Here is a 15,673-nt window from a genome sequence, read left to right on the forward strand (position 1 = left end):
AAATCGACGAACGGCATGTTGGTTTCTATTGCCAACCCTTGGGGAAATTTCCTATCTCTTGGGCATGGATCGGGACAGCCAGTTCATAGGCCAGTCGGGGGCCTTCCTTGATGCGGTCGAACGCGCCAGTCGGGCCGCGCCCATGCGGCGCCCGGTGCTCGTCATCGGCGAGCGCGGCACGGGCAAGGAATTGATCGCTGAACGCCTGCATCGCCTGTCCACTCGTTGGGACGAACCGCTCGTCACAATGAACTGCGCCGCGCTGCCTGAAACGCTGATCGAAGCCGAACTGTTCGGACACGAGGCCGGGGCCTTCACCGGTGCTACCAAGACACGGGCCGGACGGTTCGAGGAAGCCGACAAGGGAACGCTATTCCTCGACGAACTGGGTACTCTTTCTATGGGCGCGCAGGAACGCCTGCTGCGTGCCGTTGAGTATGGTGAGGTTACCCGCATCGGCTCGAGCCGCCCGATGCGGGTCGATGTGCGTATCGTTGCGGCGACAAACGAGGACCTGCCGGCCAAGGCCGCGCGTGGAGAGTTTCGCGCCGACCTGCTCGACCGGCTCAGCTTCGAGGTCATTACCTTGCCGCCGCTGCGCGTGCGCGAAGGCGATATCGGGGTCCTGTCCGAATATTTCGGGCGACGCATGGCGGCCGAGTTGGGTTGGGAGGGCTGGCCGGGATTCGCGCAGCATGTTGCCGAGCAGCTCGAGAAGCACGACTGGCCCGGCAATGTGCGTGAGTTGCGCAATGTCATCGAACGCGCCGTCTATCGCTGGGACAACTGGGATGAGCCAATTGGCCACGTGCAGTTCGACCCGTTCGACAGCCCGTGGAAACCGGTTTCGCAGATTACGCGTTCACCGCAGCCGGTCGTGGGCGCGGCCAGTGTGGTACCGCCGCCGACACATGACCTCGACAGCGTCGAAGACCTGCGCCAGGCGGTCGACGAGCATGAACGCAAGATCGTCGAGCATGCATTGGGCAAGCATCGCTGGAACCAGCGCCAGACGGCCAAGGCGCTGGGCCTCAGCTACGACCAGCTGCGCCACTGCATCAAGAAGCACGGGCTGATGCAGGAAGGCGACTGACGGCGAGAGTCCACTTGCTTTTCGCGGGACTCGCGCCTAATTGGCCACCCATCCCGACATTGTCGCGACACTGGAGGGCTGGCGCCGCAAGGGGCCGGCACCAAACGCCATTGCCGCATCGGGACCGTTTTGGAGATCGAATGGCCGATATCGCGCGTCTTACCGAAGTGATCGAGCCCGAGGCGAAGGCTCTCGGCTTCGACCTCGTGCGCGTGGCCATGATCCCGTCAGAAGCTGGTGATGGCGGCATGGCGCTGCAGGTCATGGCGGAAGATCCCGCCACCGGCCAGTTGGTCATCGATCAGTGCGCCGCGCTTTCGCGTCGCGTTTCCGACGCGATTGACGCGCTGGAAGAGAGCGGCGAGGTGCTCGTCGAGGGCGCATATCACCTCGAAGTGAGTTCACCCGGCATCGATCGCCCACTGACCCGCACCAAGGACTTCGCCAATTGGGCCGGGCACGAAGCAAAGATCAGCATGGACAGGGCCTGGGACGGCCAGCGCACCCTGCGCGGCAATTTGGTCGGGATCGAGGGTGATATGGTCACCATCGAGGACCGCAAGGCGGGGACGGTTTCGTTGCCCCGCAACATGATTCATTCGGCGAAGCTCGTCTTGACCGACGCGCTCATTGCCGCCACCCAGCCGCTCGACACGAGCGGTGCCGACGAACTCGTCGAAACTGAAGAGAAGGCAGACGACTGATGGCCAGTGCCATTTCCGCCAATAAGGCCGAACTCCTCGCGATCGCCAATTCGGTCGCCAGCGAGAAGATGATCGACAAGTCCATCGTCATCGAGGCGATGGAAGAGGCGATCCAGAAGGCTGCTCGCGCGCGCTACGGTGCCGAGAATGACATTCGTGCCAAGCTCGATCCGCTGACCGGCGACCTGCGCCTGTGGCGCGTCGTCGAAGTGGTTGAGGAAGTCGACGACTACTTCAAGCAGGTGGATCTCAAGCAGGCCGCCAAGCTGGAAAAGGATGCCAAGGTCGGTGACTTCATAGTCGACCCGTTGCCGCCGGTTGATCTCGGCCGCATCGACGCGCAGTCGGCCAAGCAGGTGATCTTCCAGAAGGTCCGCGATGCCGAGCGTGAGCGTCAGTTCGAAGAGTTCAAGGACCGCGCGGGCGAGATCATCACCGGCGTGATCAAGTCGGTCGAGTTCGGCCACGTGATCGTCAACCTCGGCCGTGCAGAAGGCGTTATCCGCCGCGACCAGCAGATCCCGCGCGAAGCGGCTCGTGTCGGCGAGCGTGTCCGTGCGCTGATCACCAAGGTCGAACGCAACAACCGCGGCCCGCAGATCTTCCTCAGCCGCGCACACCCCGAGTTCATGAAGAAGCTGTTCGCGCAGGAAGTGCCGGAAATCTACGATGGCATCATCGAGATCAAGGCCGCTGCCCGCGACCCGGGCAGCCGCGCCAAGATCGGCGTGATCAGCCGCGACAGCTCGATCGATCCGGTCGGCGCCTGCGTCGGCATGAAGGGCAGCCGCGTGCAGGCTGTCGTGCAGGAACTGCAGGGCGAAAAGATCGACATCATCCCGTGGAGCGAGGACCAAGCGACTTTCATCGTCAATGCGCTCCAGCCGGCCACCGTCAGCCGCGTGGTCCTCGACGAAGACGACGGCCGCATCGAAGTGGTGGTGCCCGACGATCAGCTGTCGCTAGCCATTGGCCGTCGCGGCCAGAACGTGCGCCTCGCCAGCCAGCTTACTGGCCAGCAGATCGATATCATGACCGAGGAAGAAGCCTCGGAGAAGCGCCAGAAGGAATTCGCCGAGCGTTCGAAGATGTTCGAGGAAGAACTCGACGTCGACGAAACGCTGTCGCAGTTGCTGGTTGCGGAAGGCTTCGCCGAGCTCGAGGAGGTCGCCTATGTCGAGCTCGAGGAGCTCGCCGGGATCGAAGGCTTCGATGAAGAACTCGCCGAGGAACTCCAGAACCGTGCGCGTGAAGCGATTGAACGCCAGGAAGCCGCGCATCGCGAGGCGCGTCGCGAACTGGGCGTCGAGGATGCGCTGGCCGACATTCCGCACTTGACCGAAGCAATGCTGGTCACGCTGGGCAAGGCGGGCATCAAAACGCTCGATGATCTGGCCGATCTCGCGACCGACGAACTGATCGCCAAGAAGCGTGAGGCTCCGCGTCGCCGCAATGCCGCCGACGGACCGCCGATGCGGCGTCCTTCGGTGCGCGAACAGGACAAGGGCGGCGTGCTCGGTGAGTACGGCCTGTCCGAAGAGCAGGGCAACGAGATCATCATGGCTGCCCGTGCACACTGGTTCGACGACGAACCCGACACTCAGGAGGCCGCCGATGCGGACTCCACCCAATGAGCGCCTGACGCCGGACATCGCTGACACGCCCCGGGCCCGGACCGCTTCCGAGCCCGAGCGGCGCTGCGTCATCTCGGGAGAGACAGCTCCGCGCGATTTGCTCGTGCGGTTGGCGGTCTCTCCCGAGGGTCTCGTGCTGCCCGATGCGCAGGAGAAGGCCCCGGGGAGGGGCGCCTGGATCGGAACCGACAAGGCCGGGCTCGCAGCTGCCATCGCTTCGGGCAAGCTCAAGGCAGGTCTTTCACGGGCCTTCAAGACTGGGGCGCTGGAAATTCCCGTAGCCTTGCCGCAGATGGTCGAAGACGCCCTGACCCGCGTCGCACTCGATCGGCTGGGGCTCGAAATGCGCGTCGGGAAGCTTATCTTGGGGACACAGCGCATAGCCGAAACTGCGCGGGCCGGTGGCGTGGCGCTGCTGTGTCATGCCTCTGATGCAAGCGAGGACGGGCGCAAGAAGCTTGACCAGGCTTGGCGCGTCGGACGCGAGGCCGAAGGATCGGGCGAACGCGGGGTGACACTGCCTCTGGACCGCGACGCGCTGTCTGTGGCATTGGGCCGCGACAATGTCGTCCATCTGGCGCTTGCCGATGATGCTGCGGCGGCGCGGGTGCTCAAGCCCCTGACGCGCCTTATGCACTTCCTCGGGCACACTGTGCCCACCGCGGATGGGTGCGCAATCCCGTAGCTGGGGTAGGCGCGCCGACTGACGATTTGAACGATACGAAGATAGAGAAACGAGCAATAATGAGCGACGACGAAACCAAACCTGCCCGCAAGCCCCTCGGCCTCAAGAGGTCGGTGGATGCCGGCGAGGTCAAGCAGACCTTCAGCCACGGCCGCACCAATAAGGTGGTGGTCGAGGTGAAGCAGCGTCGTCGCCTGGTCGGCAAGCCGGGCGAGGCTGCTCCGCCGCCACCCCCGCCGCCTCCGCCCCCACCCCCGCCGCCTGCGGTCGCCAAGCCCGCGCCCAAGAAGGCGGCGCCGTCGGGTGAAACGCCGCAGGAACGCGTCGCACGGCTCCAGCGCGAAGCTGAGGAGGCACGCCTGCGTGTCGCCGAAGAAGCGCGCAAGCGCGAGGAAGAGGAAGCACGCCGGGCTGCCGAAGACGAGAAGAAGCGCGCCGAAGATAACCGCAAGGCTGAAGAAGAAGCCGCCAAGCGTGCGGCTGAAGAGGCCAAGCGCGCGGCAGAGGCGCCGGCCCCCGAGGTGGAGGAAGCCGTCACGGACGATGGCACGCCAACTCCTGCACCGCGCCGCTTTACCCCGGTTGCACGGCCCGAGGCCAAGAAGCCCGAGGTGAAGAAGAAGAAGGAAGACAAGCGGGCCGAACGTGCGACGCCCGAGCATGTCGACAAGCGTCGTTCAGGCAAGCTCACCGTCAATCGCGCGCTGAACGATGACGAAGGCCGTCGCGCACGCAGCCTCGCTGCGCTCAAGCGGGCGCGTGAAAAGGAACGCCGTCTCCATGGTGGGCCGACCAAGCCGCGCGAGAAGCAGGTGCGCGACGTGGTGGTTCCCGAAGCGATTACGGTGCAGGAACTCGCCAACCGCATGGCCGAAAAGGGGGCGGACCTGGTCAAGGAACTGTTCAATCTCGGCATGATGGTCACCGTCAACCAGACGATCGACCAGGACACGGCCGAGTTGTTGGTTGAACAGTTCGGACACAACATCACCCGCGTTTCCGAAAGCGATGTCGACATCGATTCGACCGTGGACCAGGATCCGGAGGACACGCTGAAGCCGCGTCCGGCAGTGGTCACCATCATGGGCCACGTCGACCACGGCAAGACCAGCCTGCTCGACGCACTGCGGGGCACCAATGTCGTGAAGGGCGAAGCCGGCGGCATCACCCAGCACATCGGTTCCTATCAGGTGAAGACCAAGGGTGGCGACCTCGTCACCTTCCTCGACACGCCGGGCCACGCGGCCTTTACCGAAATGCGCGCACGTGGTGCCAATATCACCGACATCGTGGTGCTGGTGGTTGCGGCGGATGACGGGATCATGCCGCAGACGATCGAGGCCATCAATCACACCAAGGCCGCGGGCGTCCCGATGATCGTCGCGATCAACAAGTGCGACAAGCCCGAAGCCAACCCGCAACGGATCCGTGAACGCCTGCTCGAGCACGAGGTAATGGTCGAAGGCATGGGCGGTGAAACGCAGGATGTCGAAATCTCCGCCAAGACCGGCGCAGGACTTGACGAATTGCTCGAAAAGATCGCGCTGCAAGCCGAACTGATGGAGCTCAAGGCGCGCCCCGACCGCGATGCCGAAGCGACCGTGATCGAAGCCCAGCTCGACAAGGGTCGCGGCCCGGTTGCCACGGTGCTGGTGACCCGCGGCACGCTCAAGCGTGGCGACACCTTTGTCGTCGGGACCGAAAGTGGTCGTGTGCGCGCGCTGGTCAATGATCAGGGCAAGCAGATCAAGGAAGCTGGTCCTTCGATGCCGGTCGAGGTCCTCGGCCTCGGCGGCGTGCCGGGCGCAGGCGACCTCCTGACCGTGGTCGAGAACGAGCAGCGGGCCCGTGAGGTCGCCCAGTATCGCCAGGAGAAGGCGACCGAGAAGCGCACCGCGCTCGCCCCGACCAACTTCGACACCATGTTCGCCGGTCTCCAGTCGAACGTGATCGAATTCCCAGTGTTGGTGAAGGCCGACGTGCAGGGTTCGGTGGAAGCGATCGTGACCGCTTTGCACAACCTGTCGAACGACGACATCAAGGTGCGCGTGCTGCACGCAGGCGTTGGCGCCATTACCGAGAGCGACGTTACGCTGGCTGCGGCCAGCAAGGCGCCGATCCTTGGCTTCAACGTCCGCCCCAACGCCAAGGCGCGTGACCTGGTCAAGCGCGAGAACGTGCGACTGATGTACTACGATGTCATCTATCACCTGACCGAGGAAATCGCGAAGGAAATGGCGGGCGAGCTGGGTCCCGAGCGGATCGAGCACGTCGTCGGCCGTGCCGCGGTCAAGGAAGTGTTCCGCTCTGGCAAGAAGGACAAGGCCGCTGGCCTGCTGGTCGAGGAAGGCGTCATCCGCAAGGGACTGCACGCCCGCCTTACCCGCGACGATGTCATCGTCTCGGCGACCACCATCTCGTCGCTGCGACGCTTCAAGGACGACGTGGACGAAGTCCGCGCGGGTCTCGAATGCGGCGTGGTGTTGGCCGACACGAACGACATCAAGCCGGGCGACCAGCTTGAAGTGTTCGAGGTCGAGGAGCGTGAACGCACGCTGTGAGCGCGAAAGAGCACGTCCTGGGTCACGCTCATGCCGAACTGATGGGTGTGAAGTTCGAACACTTCGACAGGGAGCGCGAGGAGATTACCTTGCGCTTCCACGCCCCCGATTGCTTCATCACCCCGCGCGGCAGCGTGCAGGGTGGCCTGGTCGCGGGGTTCCTCGACGAGGTGATGGGCTGGGCGCATGTCTGGGCAACCGAGCAGGTCGAAGCACCGCTCAACCTCGAAATATCGATGAGCTTGCTCAAGCCGGTGCTTGCCGGGCCGATAGTCGGCAAGGGGCGGGTCGTGCGGCGTGGACGCAAGGTGATTTTCCTCGAGGGCGAACTGTTCGACGAGGCGGGCAATCTGCTCGCACGGTCGACCAGTACCGCCATCCCGACGCCGCGGCCGGTGAAGGAGTAGCGTCATGGCCCGCAACCAGTCGTCTCCCGAGCAACAATCGGTCCGCGTCCTCAAGGTTGGCGAACGTGTCCGGCATATCCTGTCCGAGCTGCTCGCGCGGGGCGAGGCGCATGACGATGTTCTGCGCGCGCATCACATCTCGGTGACCGAAGTGCGGATGACGCCCGACCTGCGCAACGCCAAAGCCTATGTGAAGCCACTGCTTGGCAAGGACGAGGCGGAGGTGCTCAAGGCATTGCGGACCAATACCGCCTTCTTCCAGAAGGAAGTGGCACAGCGGCTTGGCCTCAAGTTCGCTCCCAAGCTCAGTTTCCAGCCGGACGAAAGCTTCGACGAGGCCGACCGGATCGAGCGCCTGCTGTCCGATCCCAAGGTCACGCGCGACCTCGACGAAGAGGAATGATCTGCTAGCCTCATCCTCGTGAGGAGGGGCCAGATGGACTATACCAGGATCGCCTGCGACCAGCCGGCAGATGGGGTCGCGCGGATAACGCTGACCCGTGCCGACAAGGCCAATGCGCAGGACAAGGCGATGCTATACCAGCTTGACCATGCGCTTGCCGCGGCGGCGCGCGACGATGATGTCCGGTGTATCGTGCTGGCGGCCGAAGGCGAACATTTCTCTTCCGGGCATGACCTGCGCGATGGCAGTTCGCTTGCCGATTTCGATCCAGTTACGCTTTGGGCAGGCTTCGAAGAGCCCGGGCAGGCCGGTCAGCTGGCGTCCGAGCATGAAATGTACCTCGGCTTGTGCCGGCGCTGGCGCGACCTGCCCAAACCGGTCGTGGTTCAGGTGCAGGGAAAATGCATGGCGGGCGGGCTCATGCTGGTCTGGCCCTTCGATATCGTCATCGCCAGCGAAGACGCGCGCTTCTCCGACCCTACCGTCGCCTTTGGGGTGAACGGGGTCGAGTATTTTGCGCATGTCTGGGAGCTGGGTCACCGCAAGGCCCGCGAATTGCTGTTCACCGGCGGTGAATTCACTGCCGAGGACTGCCGCGCAATCGGCATGGTCAATCACGTGGTTCCGCGTGGCGAGTTGGAGGCGTTCACCCTGAACATGGCGGCCCGCATCGCGCGTCGTCCGTTGATCGGGCTTCGTCTCGCCAAGCTGGCCTGCAACCAGAGCCTCGACGTGCAGGGCTACTCGACCGCGTTGCAGACGGCGATGGGTTGGCAGCACGTCGGCCATGCCAATGCGCGCCTGGTGCATGGGATGCCAGTGGACCCGGCCGGGGCCGATACGATCCGCCGCGAAGCCAAGGAGGGGACGCGCGAATAGCTGATCGAACTGCCCTACCGATCCAATAGTTGACTTTGGCAAGTAATATGCCATTTGTGACGTCATGGAAAACGCCATCGCCGCTGCCGTCCCCGTCGTGCGGGCTTTCAATCGGGACTTTTCACGCCTCATGGGCCTGCTTGAGCCGCGCTATATGGGCAGCGAGCTTTCGCTGGTCGAAGCGCGGGTGCTCTACGAAATTCGGACGCGTGGGCCGGTGCTCGCACGAGACATTGCCGACGATTTGCGGCTCGATCCCGGCTACCTCAGCCGGATTGTTGCACGTCTCTCGAAGGCGGGGATGGTCCGCCGCGACCGCGGCAAGGACGCACGCGAGCGTCCTCTTTCCCTGACGGAACAAGGCGAACGCAGCTTCCGGGCACTCGACCTGGAGACCGCAAGCAAGACCGAAGCCATGCTTGCGGAGCTCAAGCCGGATGGCGCCGCCCACCTCGTTACATTGCTCGAAGGGGCCAGCGCGCTGCTGTTCGACAAGGGCGAGGTACCGTGGTCCATACGGAACCATCGCGTCGGCGACATGGGCATTATCGCGGCGCGCCAGTCGATCCTCTATGACGATGGGTACGGCTGGGGCAGCAAGCTCGAAGCGATCATCCTCGACATAACCGCGCGTTTCCTGCGCGAGTTCAAGGATGGGCGCGAGCAATGCTGGGTGGCGGAGCGGGACGGTCGCATCCTCGGCTCGGTGTTCCTTGTCGAGGAACCGGGCGAACCGGATACCGCCCGCCTGCGTCTTCTCTATGTCGAGCCCGAAGCGCGCGGCTTGGGGATCGGCCAGGCTCTCGTTCGTGAGTGCACCCGCTTTGCGCGCAAGGCCGGCTATGCGCGGATCCTGCTGTGGACTCATGCTGTGCTCGATAGCGCGCGGCGCATCTACGCGGCCGAAGGCTATCGAATCATTGCCAGCGAGGTTCAGGAGGAATTCGGCAGGCCTGAAGTCAGCGAGACCTGGCTGCTCGACCTCGCTGCTGTCAGCCCGGCACCATCCGTGCCTTGATCGTGATATCGACCTTTCGCCCGACGATCAGCGAATAGGCGGTCATTCCGAACTGCCGGCGGTCGATACGCGTCGATCCGGTCAAGGTTACTGGCTCGCCTGGTGCAAGCGTGGCCGGCGGCCGGTCGAATGTGACCTCGAGTGTTACCGGTTTGGTGACGCCGCGGGCGGTCAGCATCCCCTCAATGGTGCCGCTGGTCGGCGAGGTGAAACGCATCCCATCGCCGATGAAGTGGACGGTCGGGTATTTCTCCACCCAGAAGAACTTCTCGCCCTTCAATCGCTTGAGTGTGACGGAATCCGGGGCCGTCAGCGCCCGCGCGTCCAGCGTCACGTCGAGGTGCAATGCGTCGGGTTGCTGGGGTACCACCACAGCCGATCCCGATACTTTGGGAAACTGGGCGGTCTTGCTGGCGATCCCGAGGAAGGCGACCTTGGCCGACACCGCGCTTTGCGGTCCATCGACGGTGAAACGTAGCGTGTCGAAAGCGCCCGTCGTAAGCAGGAAAATCAGCGGAAGGATGAATAGTCGCAGGGGCATGCCGGACCTCGCTGGTCGAGTCGCACCGAGACTCTTGTGGACCGCTGTGTGTGACGCTGGCCTTAACCGCGCAAGTTTGCATAGAGAAGCGATGGCCAAGCTCTATTTCTACTATGCCAGCATGAATGCCGGCAAATCGACCATGCTGTTGCAGGCAGACTTCAATTATCGCGAACGCGGGATGGCGACCATGTTGTGGACCGCAGCGCTCGATGATCGTTCGAGGGGCAAGCCGATCGCCAGTCGTATCGGGCTGGACGCGGGCGCTCACCTGTTCGAGCCGGATACGGACATTTGGGCCAGTGTCGCTGCCGCGCATCGAATTGCGCCAATCAGCTGCGTTCTGATCGACGAGGCGCAGTTCCTTTCGAAGGAACAGGTTTGGCAATGCGCGCGGCTGGCAGACGAAACCAATATTCCCGTGCTCTGCTATGGTTTGCGGACCGACTTCCGGGGCGAACTTTTTCCTGGTTCGGCAGCATTGCTGGGAATTGCGGACTCGCTGGTTGAGTTGAAGGCGATTTGTCACTGTGGGCGCAAATCGACGATGACAGTGCGTGTCGACGCCAATGGTGTTGCAGTAAAGGATGGGGCGCAAATAGAGATCGGCGGGAACGATCGCTTTGTTGCCCTGTGTCGCAGGCATTTCGTCGAGGCGCTTCAGCGATGATAGATGATGAGCTCCATGTCCGATTGGAAGACGCAAATCTCAAGCTTGTGCCGTTGGGTGAGGACCATCGTGAGGGGCTGAGGGTGGCCTGCGCGCTGGATCCCGACATATGGGAGTTGTATCCCTTTTCCTACTTGGACGAGGCTTTTGACAGCCAGTTCGACCTAATGCTTTCCAGTGGCCGCTCGCGTCGTTGCTATGCGATCCTGCTCGATGATCGCGTGGTCGGGATGACCGCTTGGATCGAGCATGGAATGCCGGGTTGGTCAGTAGAGATCGGCAACAGCTACATTACGCCCAATGCTCGGGGCACCGGGATCAATCGGCGATTCAAGAAGCTGATGTTGGACCACGCCTTCGCCTGCGGTTTCCAAAGGGTGGCCTTCAAGGTGGACGCGATCAATCTACGTAGCCGCGCGGCGGTCTTAAAGCTTGGCTGTACGCAGGAAGGTATAATGCGGCACGAACGGCGCACTTGGACGGGGCGGCTGCGCGACATCGTTCTGTTCAGTATCCTGCGTGATGAATGGGCTGGCTGATACGTCGGGACATCCCTATCTAGCCCGACATGACAGAAACCCTCCTCTACGCGGCCATTCTCGTGCCGTGCCTCATCGTTGCCATCGTCTTCCATGAGGTTGCACACGGCCTTGCCGCGCTGGCGCTGGGCGATCCGACCGCGCGTGAGCAGCGCCGGTTGAGCTTTAACCCTTTGCGCCATGTCGACCCGGTCGGCACCCTGCTCGTGCCGGGAGCGCTGGCGCTGGTCGGTGGACCGATCTTCGGTTGGGCCAAGCCTGTGCCGGTCAACGCAAGGCGGCTCGACAATCCGCGCTATGGTATGATGGCAGTGGCCGCAGCCGGACCCGGGATGAACCTGTTACTGGCGCTGGTCGGCGCGGTCCTGTTGGGCACAGTTGCGGGCATAGGCTTCGAGCCGGGTAGCGTGTTCGGCAGCTTGGCCTTCACCATGCTGTCGACTTTTGTCCTCATCAACATTTTCCTCGCGCTGTTCAATCTACTGCCGATTCCGCCTTTCGATGGATCGCATATTGTCGGCGGTCTTCTGCCGCGCAGCATGGCGGGGCAGTGGCAGAAGCTTCAGCAGATGGGGATGCTGCTGCTGATCCTGCTGATTGCCGCGACATGGGCCTTTCCCAATGCCGGGGTGGTCGAGCACACGGTGCTGCCCCCGGTGCTGTGGCTGCAGGAACGCTATATCGATCTCGCGCAGTGGATCGCGAACGGGATCGCGGGGTGACCCACCCCAAGCCTGCACCACATGGCTGGCTGATCCTCGACAAGCCGCGCGGCCTGGGTTCGACCCAGGCGGTGTCGGCTGTCAAACGCGTGTTGAGGCAGGGGGGCTATGCCAAGGCCAAGGTAGGCCACGGCGGCACGCTTGACCCGCTGGCCGAAGGCGTGCTGCCGATCGCACTGGGGGAAGCTACCAAGCTTGCCGGACGCATGCTCGACGCGAGCAAGATCTATGAATTCACGATCCAGTTCGGTGAGGAGACCGACACCTTGGACAGCGAGGGCGAGGTTGTTGCGCACAGTGATCATCGACCTCCGATGGCCGCCATTGCGGCGGTCCTTGAGCACTTCGTCGGACCGATCGAGCAGGTTCCACCCGCCTTTTCGGCGATCAAGGTTGACGGCAAGCGGGCCTATGATCGTGCCCGCGCTGGAGAAGAGGTGGAGATGGCTATGCGGGCGGTGACGATCCACTCGCTGTCCTTGGCGGGGGAACGCGAAGACGAGGTCCTCCGGTCCGCCTTCGCCACTACCGCTGGCCGTCCCGATCCGTTCGATCCGCAAGCACCCCTCGAGCTGGCCGACAGCATCACCCTTGTCGCGCATGTATCGAAGGGCACCTATATCCGCTCCCTTGCACGCGACATCGCGCATGCACTCGGGACGGTCGGCCACGTCACCTATCTGCGCCGCATCAAGGCGGGGCCGTTCCTCGAACAGCAGGCGATTTCGCTGGACAAGCTGGAGGAAATCGCTAAGGGCGCGCCCATCGAAAACCTCCTTCTGCCGCTCGAGGCGGGGCTGGACGACATCCCGGCCTTGCAACTCGATCCCGACAGCGCGCAGGCGGTCCGCCAGGGCCGGGTATTGTCGGGGCTGCCCCAAACCGACGGGCTCTATCTCGCGAGGCTGGACCAGAATCCGGTGGCGCTGGTGGAACTCAGTGGGGGAACGGCAAAGGTCGTTCGGGGCTTCAATATTCCAGATGTCGCGGAGTAAAATGCATGTCGGTTACCGCCGAGAAGAAAGCTGAAATCATCAAGGACAACGCCCAGGCCAAGGGCGACACCGGTTCGCCGGAAGTCCAGGTTGCCATCCTGACGGAGCGCATCCGCAACCTGACGGGTCACTTCAAGGAAAACCACAAGGACAACCACTCGCGCCGTGGCCTGCTGATGATGGTCAACAAGCGCCGTAACCTGCTCGCCTATCTGAAGAAGAAGGATGTAGAGCGGTACAACGCGCTGATCGCGAAGCTGGGCCTTCGCAAGTAAGAGTTTCTCGAAGGGGCGGCTCAGGTCGCCCCTTCGCTTATCTGGGAGGATCGCCGGAAAAGTGGAATCCGGTTTTCCGGTTCGCGATCCGACCCATCAAGACGGCCCTCGCGCAATTCGGCGCTGGAGCCAATTCAGGGGCATAGTGACCCCGCACCGGACCGGGACGGCTTACCCGGAACTGTAGGCCCCGCACCGCAATATGGCGCTGCGGGTTCATGAAGGAAAATCCATGTTCGACACGAAAACCGTATCGCTGGAGTGGGGCGGAAAAACCCTCACTCTGGAAACCGGCCGCATTGCCCGTCAGGCTGACGGCGCGGTCCTCGCCACCTATGGCGAAACCGTCGTTCTGTGCGCGGTGACCGCCGCCAAGAGCGTCAAGGAAGGTCAGGACTTCTTCCCGCTGACCGTCCACTACCAGGAAAAATTCTCCTCGGCTGGCCGTATCCCGGGCGGCTTCTTCAAGCGTGAGCGCGGCGCGACCGAAAAGGAAACGCTGACCAGCCGCCTGATCGACCGTCCGGTCCGTCCGCTGTTCCCCGAAGGCTTCTATAACGAAATCAACGTTATCGCGCAGGTCTTCAGCTATGATGGGGAGTGCGAACCCGACGTACTGGCGATGATCGCCGCGTCTGCAGCCCTGACCATTTCGGGCGTGCCCTTCATGGGCCCGATCGGCGCATGCCGCGTCGGCTTCAAGGATGGCGAGTACATCCTCAACCCGAAGCAGGCGACCGCTCTTGCCGACGATGGCCGTCTGGACCTCGTCGTTGCCGCCACGCACGACGCCGTGATGATGGTGGAATCGGAAGCCAAGGAACTGACTGAAGCCGAAATGCTCGGCGCCGTCGCTTTCGCCCACGACAGCATTCGCCCGGTCGTCAAGGCGATCATCGACCTCGCCGAACAGGCTGCCAAGGATCCTTGGGACGTCGCCTCGCAGGACGGCAACGAAGACATGAAGTCAGCGATCAAGGCGATGATCGGCGATGACATCGCTGCCGCCTACAAGCTGACCGACAAGTCGGCCCGCTCGGAAGCGCTCAACGCCGCCCGTGACAAGGTCAAGGCGCACTATGCTTCGGACGAGTTCGACGGCCAGCAGCGCATGACCGCGATCAAGCTGACCAAGAAGATCGAGGCCGACATCGTGCGCGGCGCGATCCTCAAGGACGGTACCCGCATCGACGGCCGCAAGCTCGATCAGGTTCGCCCGATCGAAGCAATTGTCGGTGTTTTGCCGCGCGCGCACGGTTCTTCGCTGTTCACTCGCGGTGAAACGCAGGCGCTGTGCTCGACCACGCTCGGCACCAAGGATGCCGAGCAGATGATCGACGGTCTCGAAGGGCTGAGCTACGAACGCTTCATGCTGCACTACAACTTCCCGCCCTATTCGGTCGGTGAAGTGGGCCGCTTCGGCGCTCCGTCGCGTCGCGACACCGGTCACGGCAAGCTCGCCTGGCGCGCGCTGCACAATGTGCTGCCGAGCCACGAGGACTTCCCCTATACGATCCGCGTTCTGTCCGACATCACCGAGTCCAACGGCTCGAGCTCGATGGCGACCGTCTGCGGCGGCTGTCTGTCGATGATGGATGCCGGCGTTCCGATCGAACGCCCGGTATCGGGCATTGCGATGGGCCTGATCCTCGAAGGCAAGGACTTTGCGGTCCTGTCGGACATCCTGGGCGATGAAGACCACCTCGGCGACATGGACTTCAAGGTCGCGGGTACCGAGGCCGGTATCACCACCATGCAGATGGACATCAAGGTCGCCGGCATTACGCAGGAGATTATGGGCAAGGCGCTCGAGCAGGCGAAGGCCGGCCGTACGCACATCCTTGGCGAGATGCAGAAGGCCCTGGGTTCGGCACGTACCGAAGTCAGCAAGCACGCTCCGCGCATCGAGACGATCCAGATCGACAAGTCGAAGATCCGCGACGTCATCGGCACGGGTGGCAAGGTGATCCGCGAGATCGTCGCGGAAACCGGCGCCAAGGTCGACATCGACGACGAAGGCGTGATCAAGATTTCGTCGAGCGACCTCGACCAGATCGAAGCCGCCAAGAAGTGGATCCTCGGCATTGTCGAGGAACCCGAGGTCGGCAAGGTCTACAACGGCAAGGTCGTCAACATCGTCGATTTCGGTGCCTTCGTGAACTTCATGGGCGGCAAGGACGGTCTCGTCCACGTCAGCGAAATGAAGAACGAGCGCGTCGAGAAGCCGACTGATGTCGTGTCGGAAGGCATGGAGGTGAAGGTCAAGGTCCTCGAGATCGACAACCGCGGCAAGGTTCGCCTGTCGATGCGTGTGGTCGACCAGGAAACCGGTGAAGAGCTGGAGGACACCCGTCCTCCGCGCGAACCGCGTGAACCGCGCGGCGACCGTGGTGGTGATCGTCGTGGCCCGCGTGGCGATCGCGGTGGCCGTGGTGGCGACCGGGGTGGTCGTGGTGACCGTGGACCGCGTCGGGACCGCGACGGCGGTGGCGACAACCACGTACCGGACTTCCTGAAGGACTGATCCTGCCTTAGGGTTTAGGGAAG

At 63.1% G+C, this 15,673-nt stretch carries 16 protein-coding genes; 15 read left to right on the top strand and 1 reads right to left on the bottom strand.

Annotated elements, in window-relative coordinates; translation table 11 throughout:
* The first annotated feature begins 64 nt into the window (after positions 1-64).
* From pspF to HQR01_RS14810, 9 genes are all read left to right on the top strand, one after another.
* Positions 65-1,093, top strand: coding sequence for a phage shock protein operon transcriptional activator (pspF, locus tag HQR01_RS14770; protein WP_173215873.1), 1,029 nt, complete (start codon positions 65-67; stop codon positions 1,091-1,093).
* A gap of 140 nt (positions 1,094-1,233) precedes the next feature.
* The gene (gene rimP / locus HQR01_RS14775) at positions 1,234-1,797 is read left to right on the top strand and encodes a ribosome maturation protein RimP (RefSeq protein WP_173215875.1); all 564 of its coding nucleotides are present in this window, start codon (positions 1,234-1,236) and stop codon (positions 1,795-1,797) included.
* Complete coding sequence (gene nusA, locus HQR01_RS14780; protein ID WP_173215877.1) at positions 1,797-3,431, top strand: transcription termination factor NusA; 1,635 nt, start codon at positions 1,797-1,799, stop codon at positions 3,429-3,431. The genes rimP and nusA overlap by 1 nt, the downstream gene beginning before the upstream one ends.
* Positions 3,412-4,116: a DUF448 domain-containing protein gene (locus tag HQR01_RS14785; protein ID WP_173215879.1), complete on the top strand. Its 705-nt coding sequence runs from the start codon at positions 3,412-3,414 to the stop codon at positions 4,114-4,116. Before nusA ends, HQR01_RS14785 begins: the two co-directional genes overlap by 20 nt.
* Before the next feature lie 59 nt (positions 4,117-4,175).
* Positions 4,176-6,677, top strand: a complete 2,502-nt coding sequence (infB, locus tag HQR01_RS14790) for a translation initiation factor IF-2 (RefSeq protein WP_173215881.1) — start codon at positions 4,176-4,178, stop codon at positions 6,675-6,677.
* A complete protein-coding gene (locus HQR01_RS14795; RefSeq protein ID WP_325064522.1) occupies positions 6,674-7,084 on the top strand; it encodes a PaaI family thioesterase in 411 nt (136 codons plus the stop codon). Before infB ends, HQR01_RS14795 begins: the two co-directional genes overlap by 4 nt.
* Positions 7,085-7,088: 4 nt before the next feature.
* Positions 7,089-7,487: a 30S ribosome-binding factor RbfA gene (gene rbfA, locus HQR01_RS14800; protein ID WP_173215883.1), complete on the top strand. Its 399-nt coding sequence runs from the start codon at positions 7,089-7,091 to the stop codon at positions 7,485-7,487.
* A 33-nt stretch (positions 7,488-7,520) separates the two neighbouring features.
* Positions 7,521-8,366 (top strand): enoyl-CoA hydratase, encoded by an 846-nt coding sequence (locus tag HQR01_RS14805; RefSeq protein ID WP_173215885.1) that lies wholly within the window; start codon positions 7,521-7,523, stop codon positions 8,364-8,366.
* A 64-nt stretch (positions 8,367-8,430) separates the two neighbouring features.
* Positions 8,431-9,384 carry a bifunctional helix-turn-helix transcriptional regulator/GNAT family N-acetyltransferase gene (locus HQR01_RS14810; protein ID WP_234030191.1) on the top strand — a complete coding sequence of 318 codons (954 nt, stop codon included), beginning with the start codon at positions 8,431-8,433 and terminating at the stop codon, positions 9,382-9,384.
* On the opposite strand, the gene HQR01_RS14815 is transcribed toward HQR01_RS14810, so the two are convergent.
* On the bottom strand, positions 9,359-9,925 hold the full coding sequence (locus tag HQR01_RS14815; protein WP_173215887.1) for a YceI family protein: 567 nt from the start codon (positions 9,923-9,925) through the stop codon (positions 9,359-9,361). The two genes, HQR01_RS14810 and HQR01_RS14815, sit on opposite strands and share 26 nt — an antisense overlap.
* 91 nt (positions 9,926-10,016) lie before the next feature.
* On the opposite strand from HQR01_RS14815, the gene HQR01_RS14820 reads away from it, so the two are divergent.
* From HQR01_RS14820 to pnp, 6 genes are all read left to right on the top strand, one after another.
* On the top strand, positions 10,017-10,595 hold the full coding sequence (locus tag HQR01_RS14820) for a thymidine kinase (protein ID WP_173215889.1): 579 nt from the start codon (positions 10,017-10,019) through the stop codon (positions 10,593-10,595).
* The gene (locus HQR01_RS14825) at positions 10,592-11,134 is read left to right on the top strand and encodes a GNAT family N-acetyltransferase (RefSeq protein ID WP_173215891.1); all 543 of its coding nucleotides are present in this window, start codon (positions 10,592-10,594) and stop codon (positions 11,132-11,134) included. The genes HQR01_RS14820 and HQR01_RS14825 overlap by 4 nt, the downstream gene beginning before the upstream one ends.
* A gap of 29 nt (positions 11,135-11,163) precedes the next feature.
* A complete protein-coding gene (locus HQR01_RS14830; RefSeq protein ID WP_173215893.1) occupies positions 11,164-11,856 on the top strand; it encodes a site-2 protease family protein in 693 nt (230 codons plus the stop codon).
* Positions 11,853-12,851: a tRNA pseudouridine(55) synthase TruB gene (truB, locus tag HQR01_RS14835; protein WP_234030192.1), complete on the top strand. Its 999-nt coding sequence runs from the start codon at positions 11,853-11,855 to the stop codon at positions 12,849-12,851. The genes HQR01_RS14830 and truB overlap by 4 nt, the downstream gene beginning before the upstream one ends.
* A 5-nt stretch (positions 12,852-12,856) precedes the next feature.
* On the top strand, positions 12,857-13,126 hold the full coding sequence (rpsO, locus tag HQR01_RS14840) for a 30S ribosomal protein S15 (protein ID WP_173215897.1): 270 nt from the start codon (positions 12,857-12,859) through the stop codon (positions 13,124-13,126).
* 232 nt (positions 13,127-13,358) lie between these two features.
* On the top strand, positions 13,359-15,650 hold the full coding sequence (gene pnp / locus HQR01_RS14845) for a polyribonucleotide nucleotidyltransferase (protein ID WP_173215899.1): 2,292 nt from the start codon (positions 13,359-13,361) through the stop codon (positions 15,648-15,650).
* Positions 15,651-15,673 lie beyond the last annotated feature (23 nt).

This window comes from Erythrobacter mangrovi (genome assembly GCF_013260645.1).
Lineage (GTDB): Bacteria > Pseudomonadota > Alphaproteobacteria > Sphingomonadales > Sphingomonadaceae > Qipengyuania > Qipengyuania mangrovi.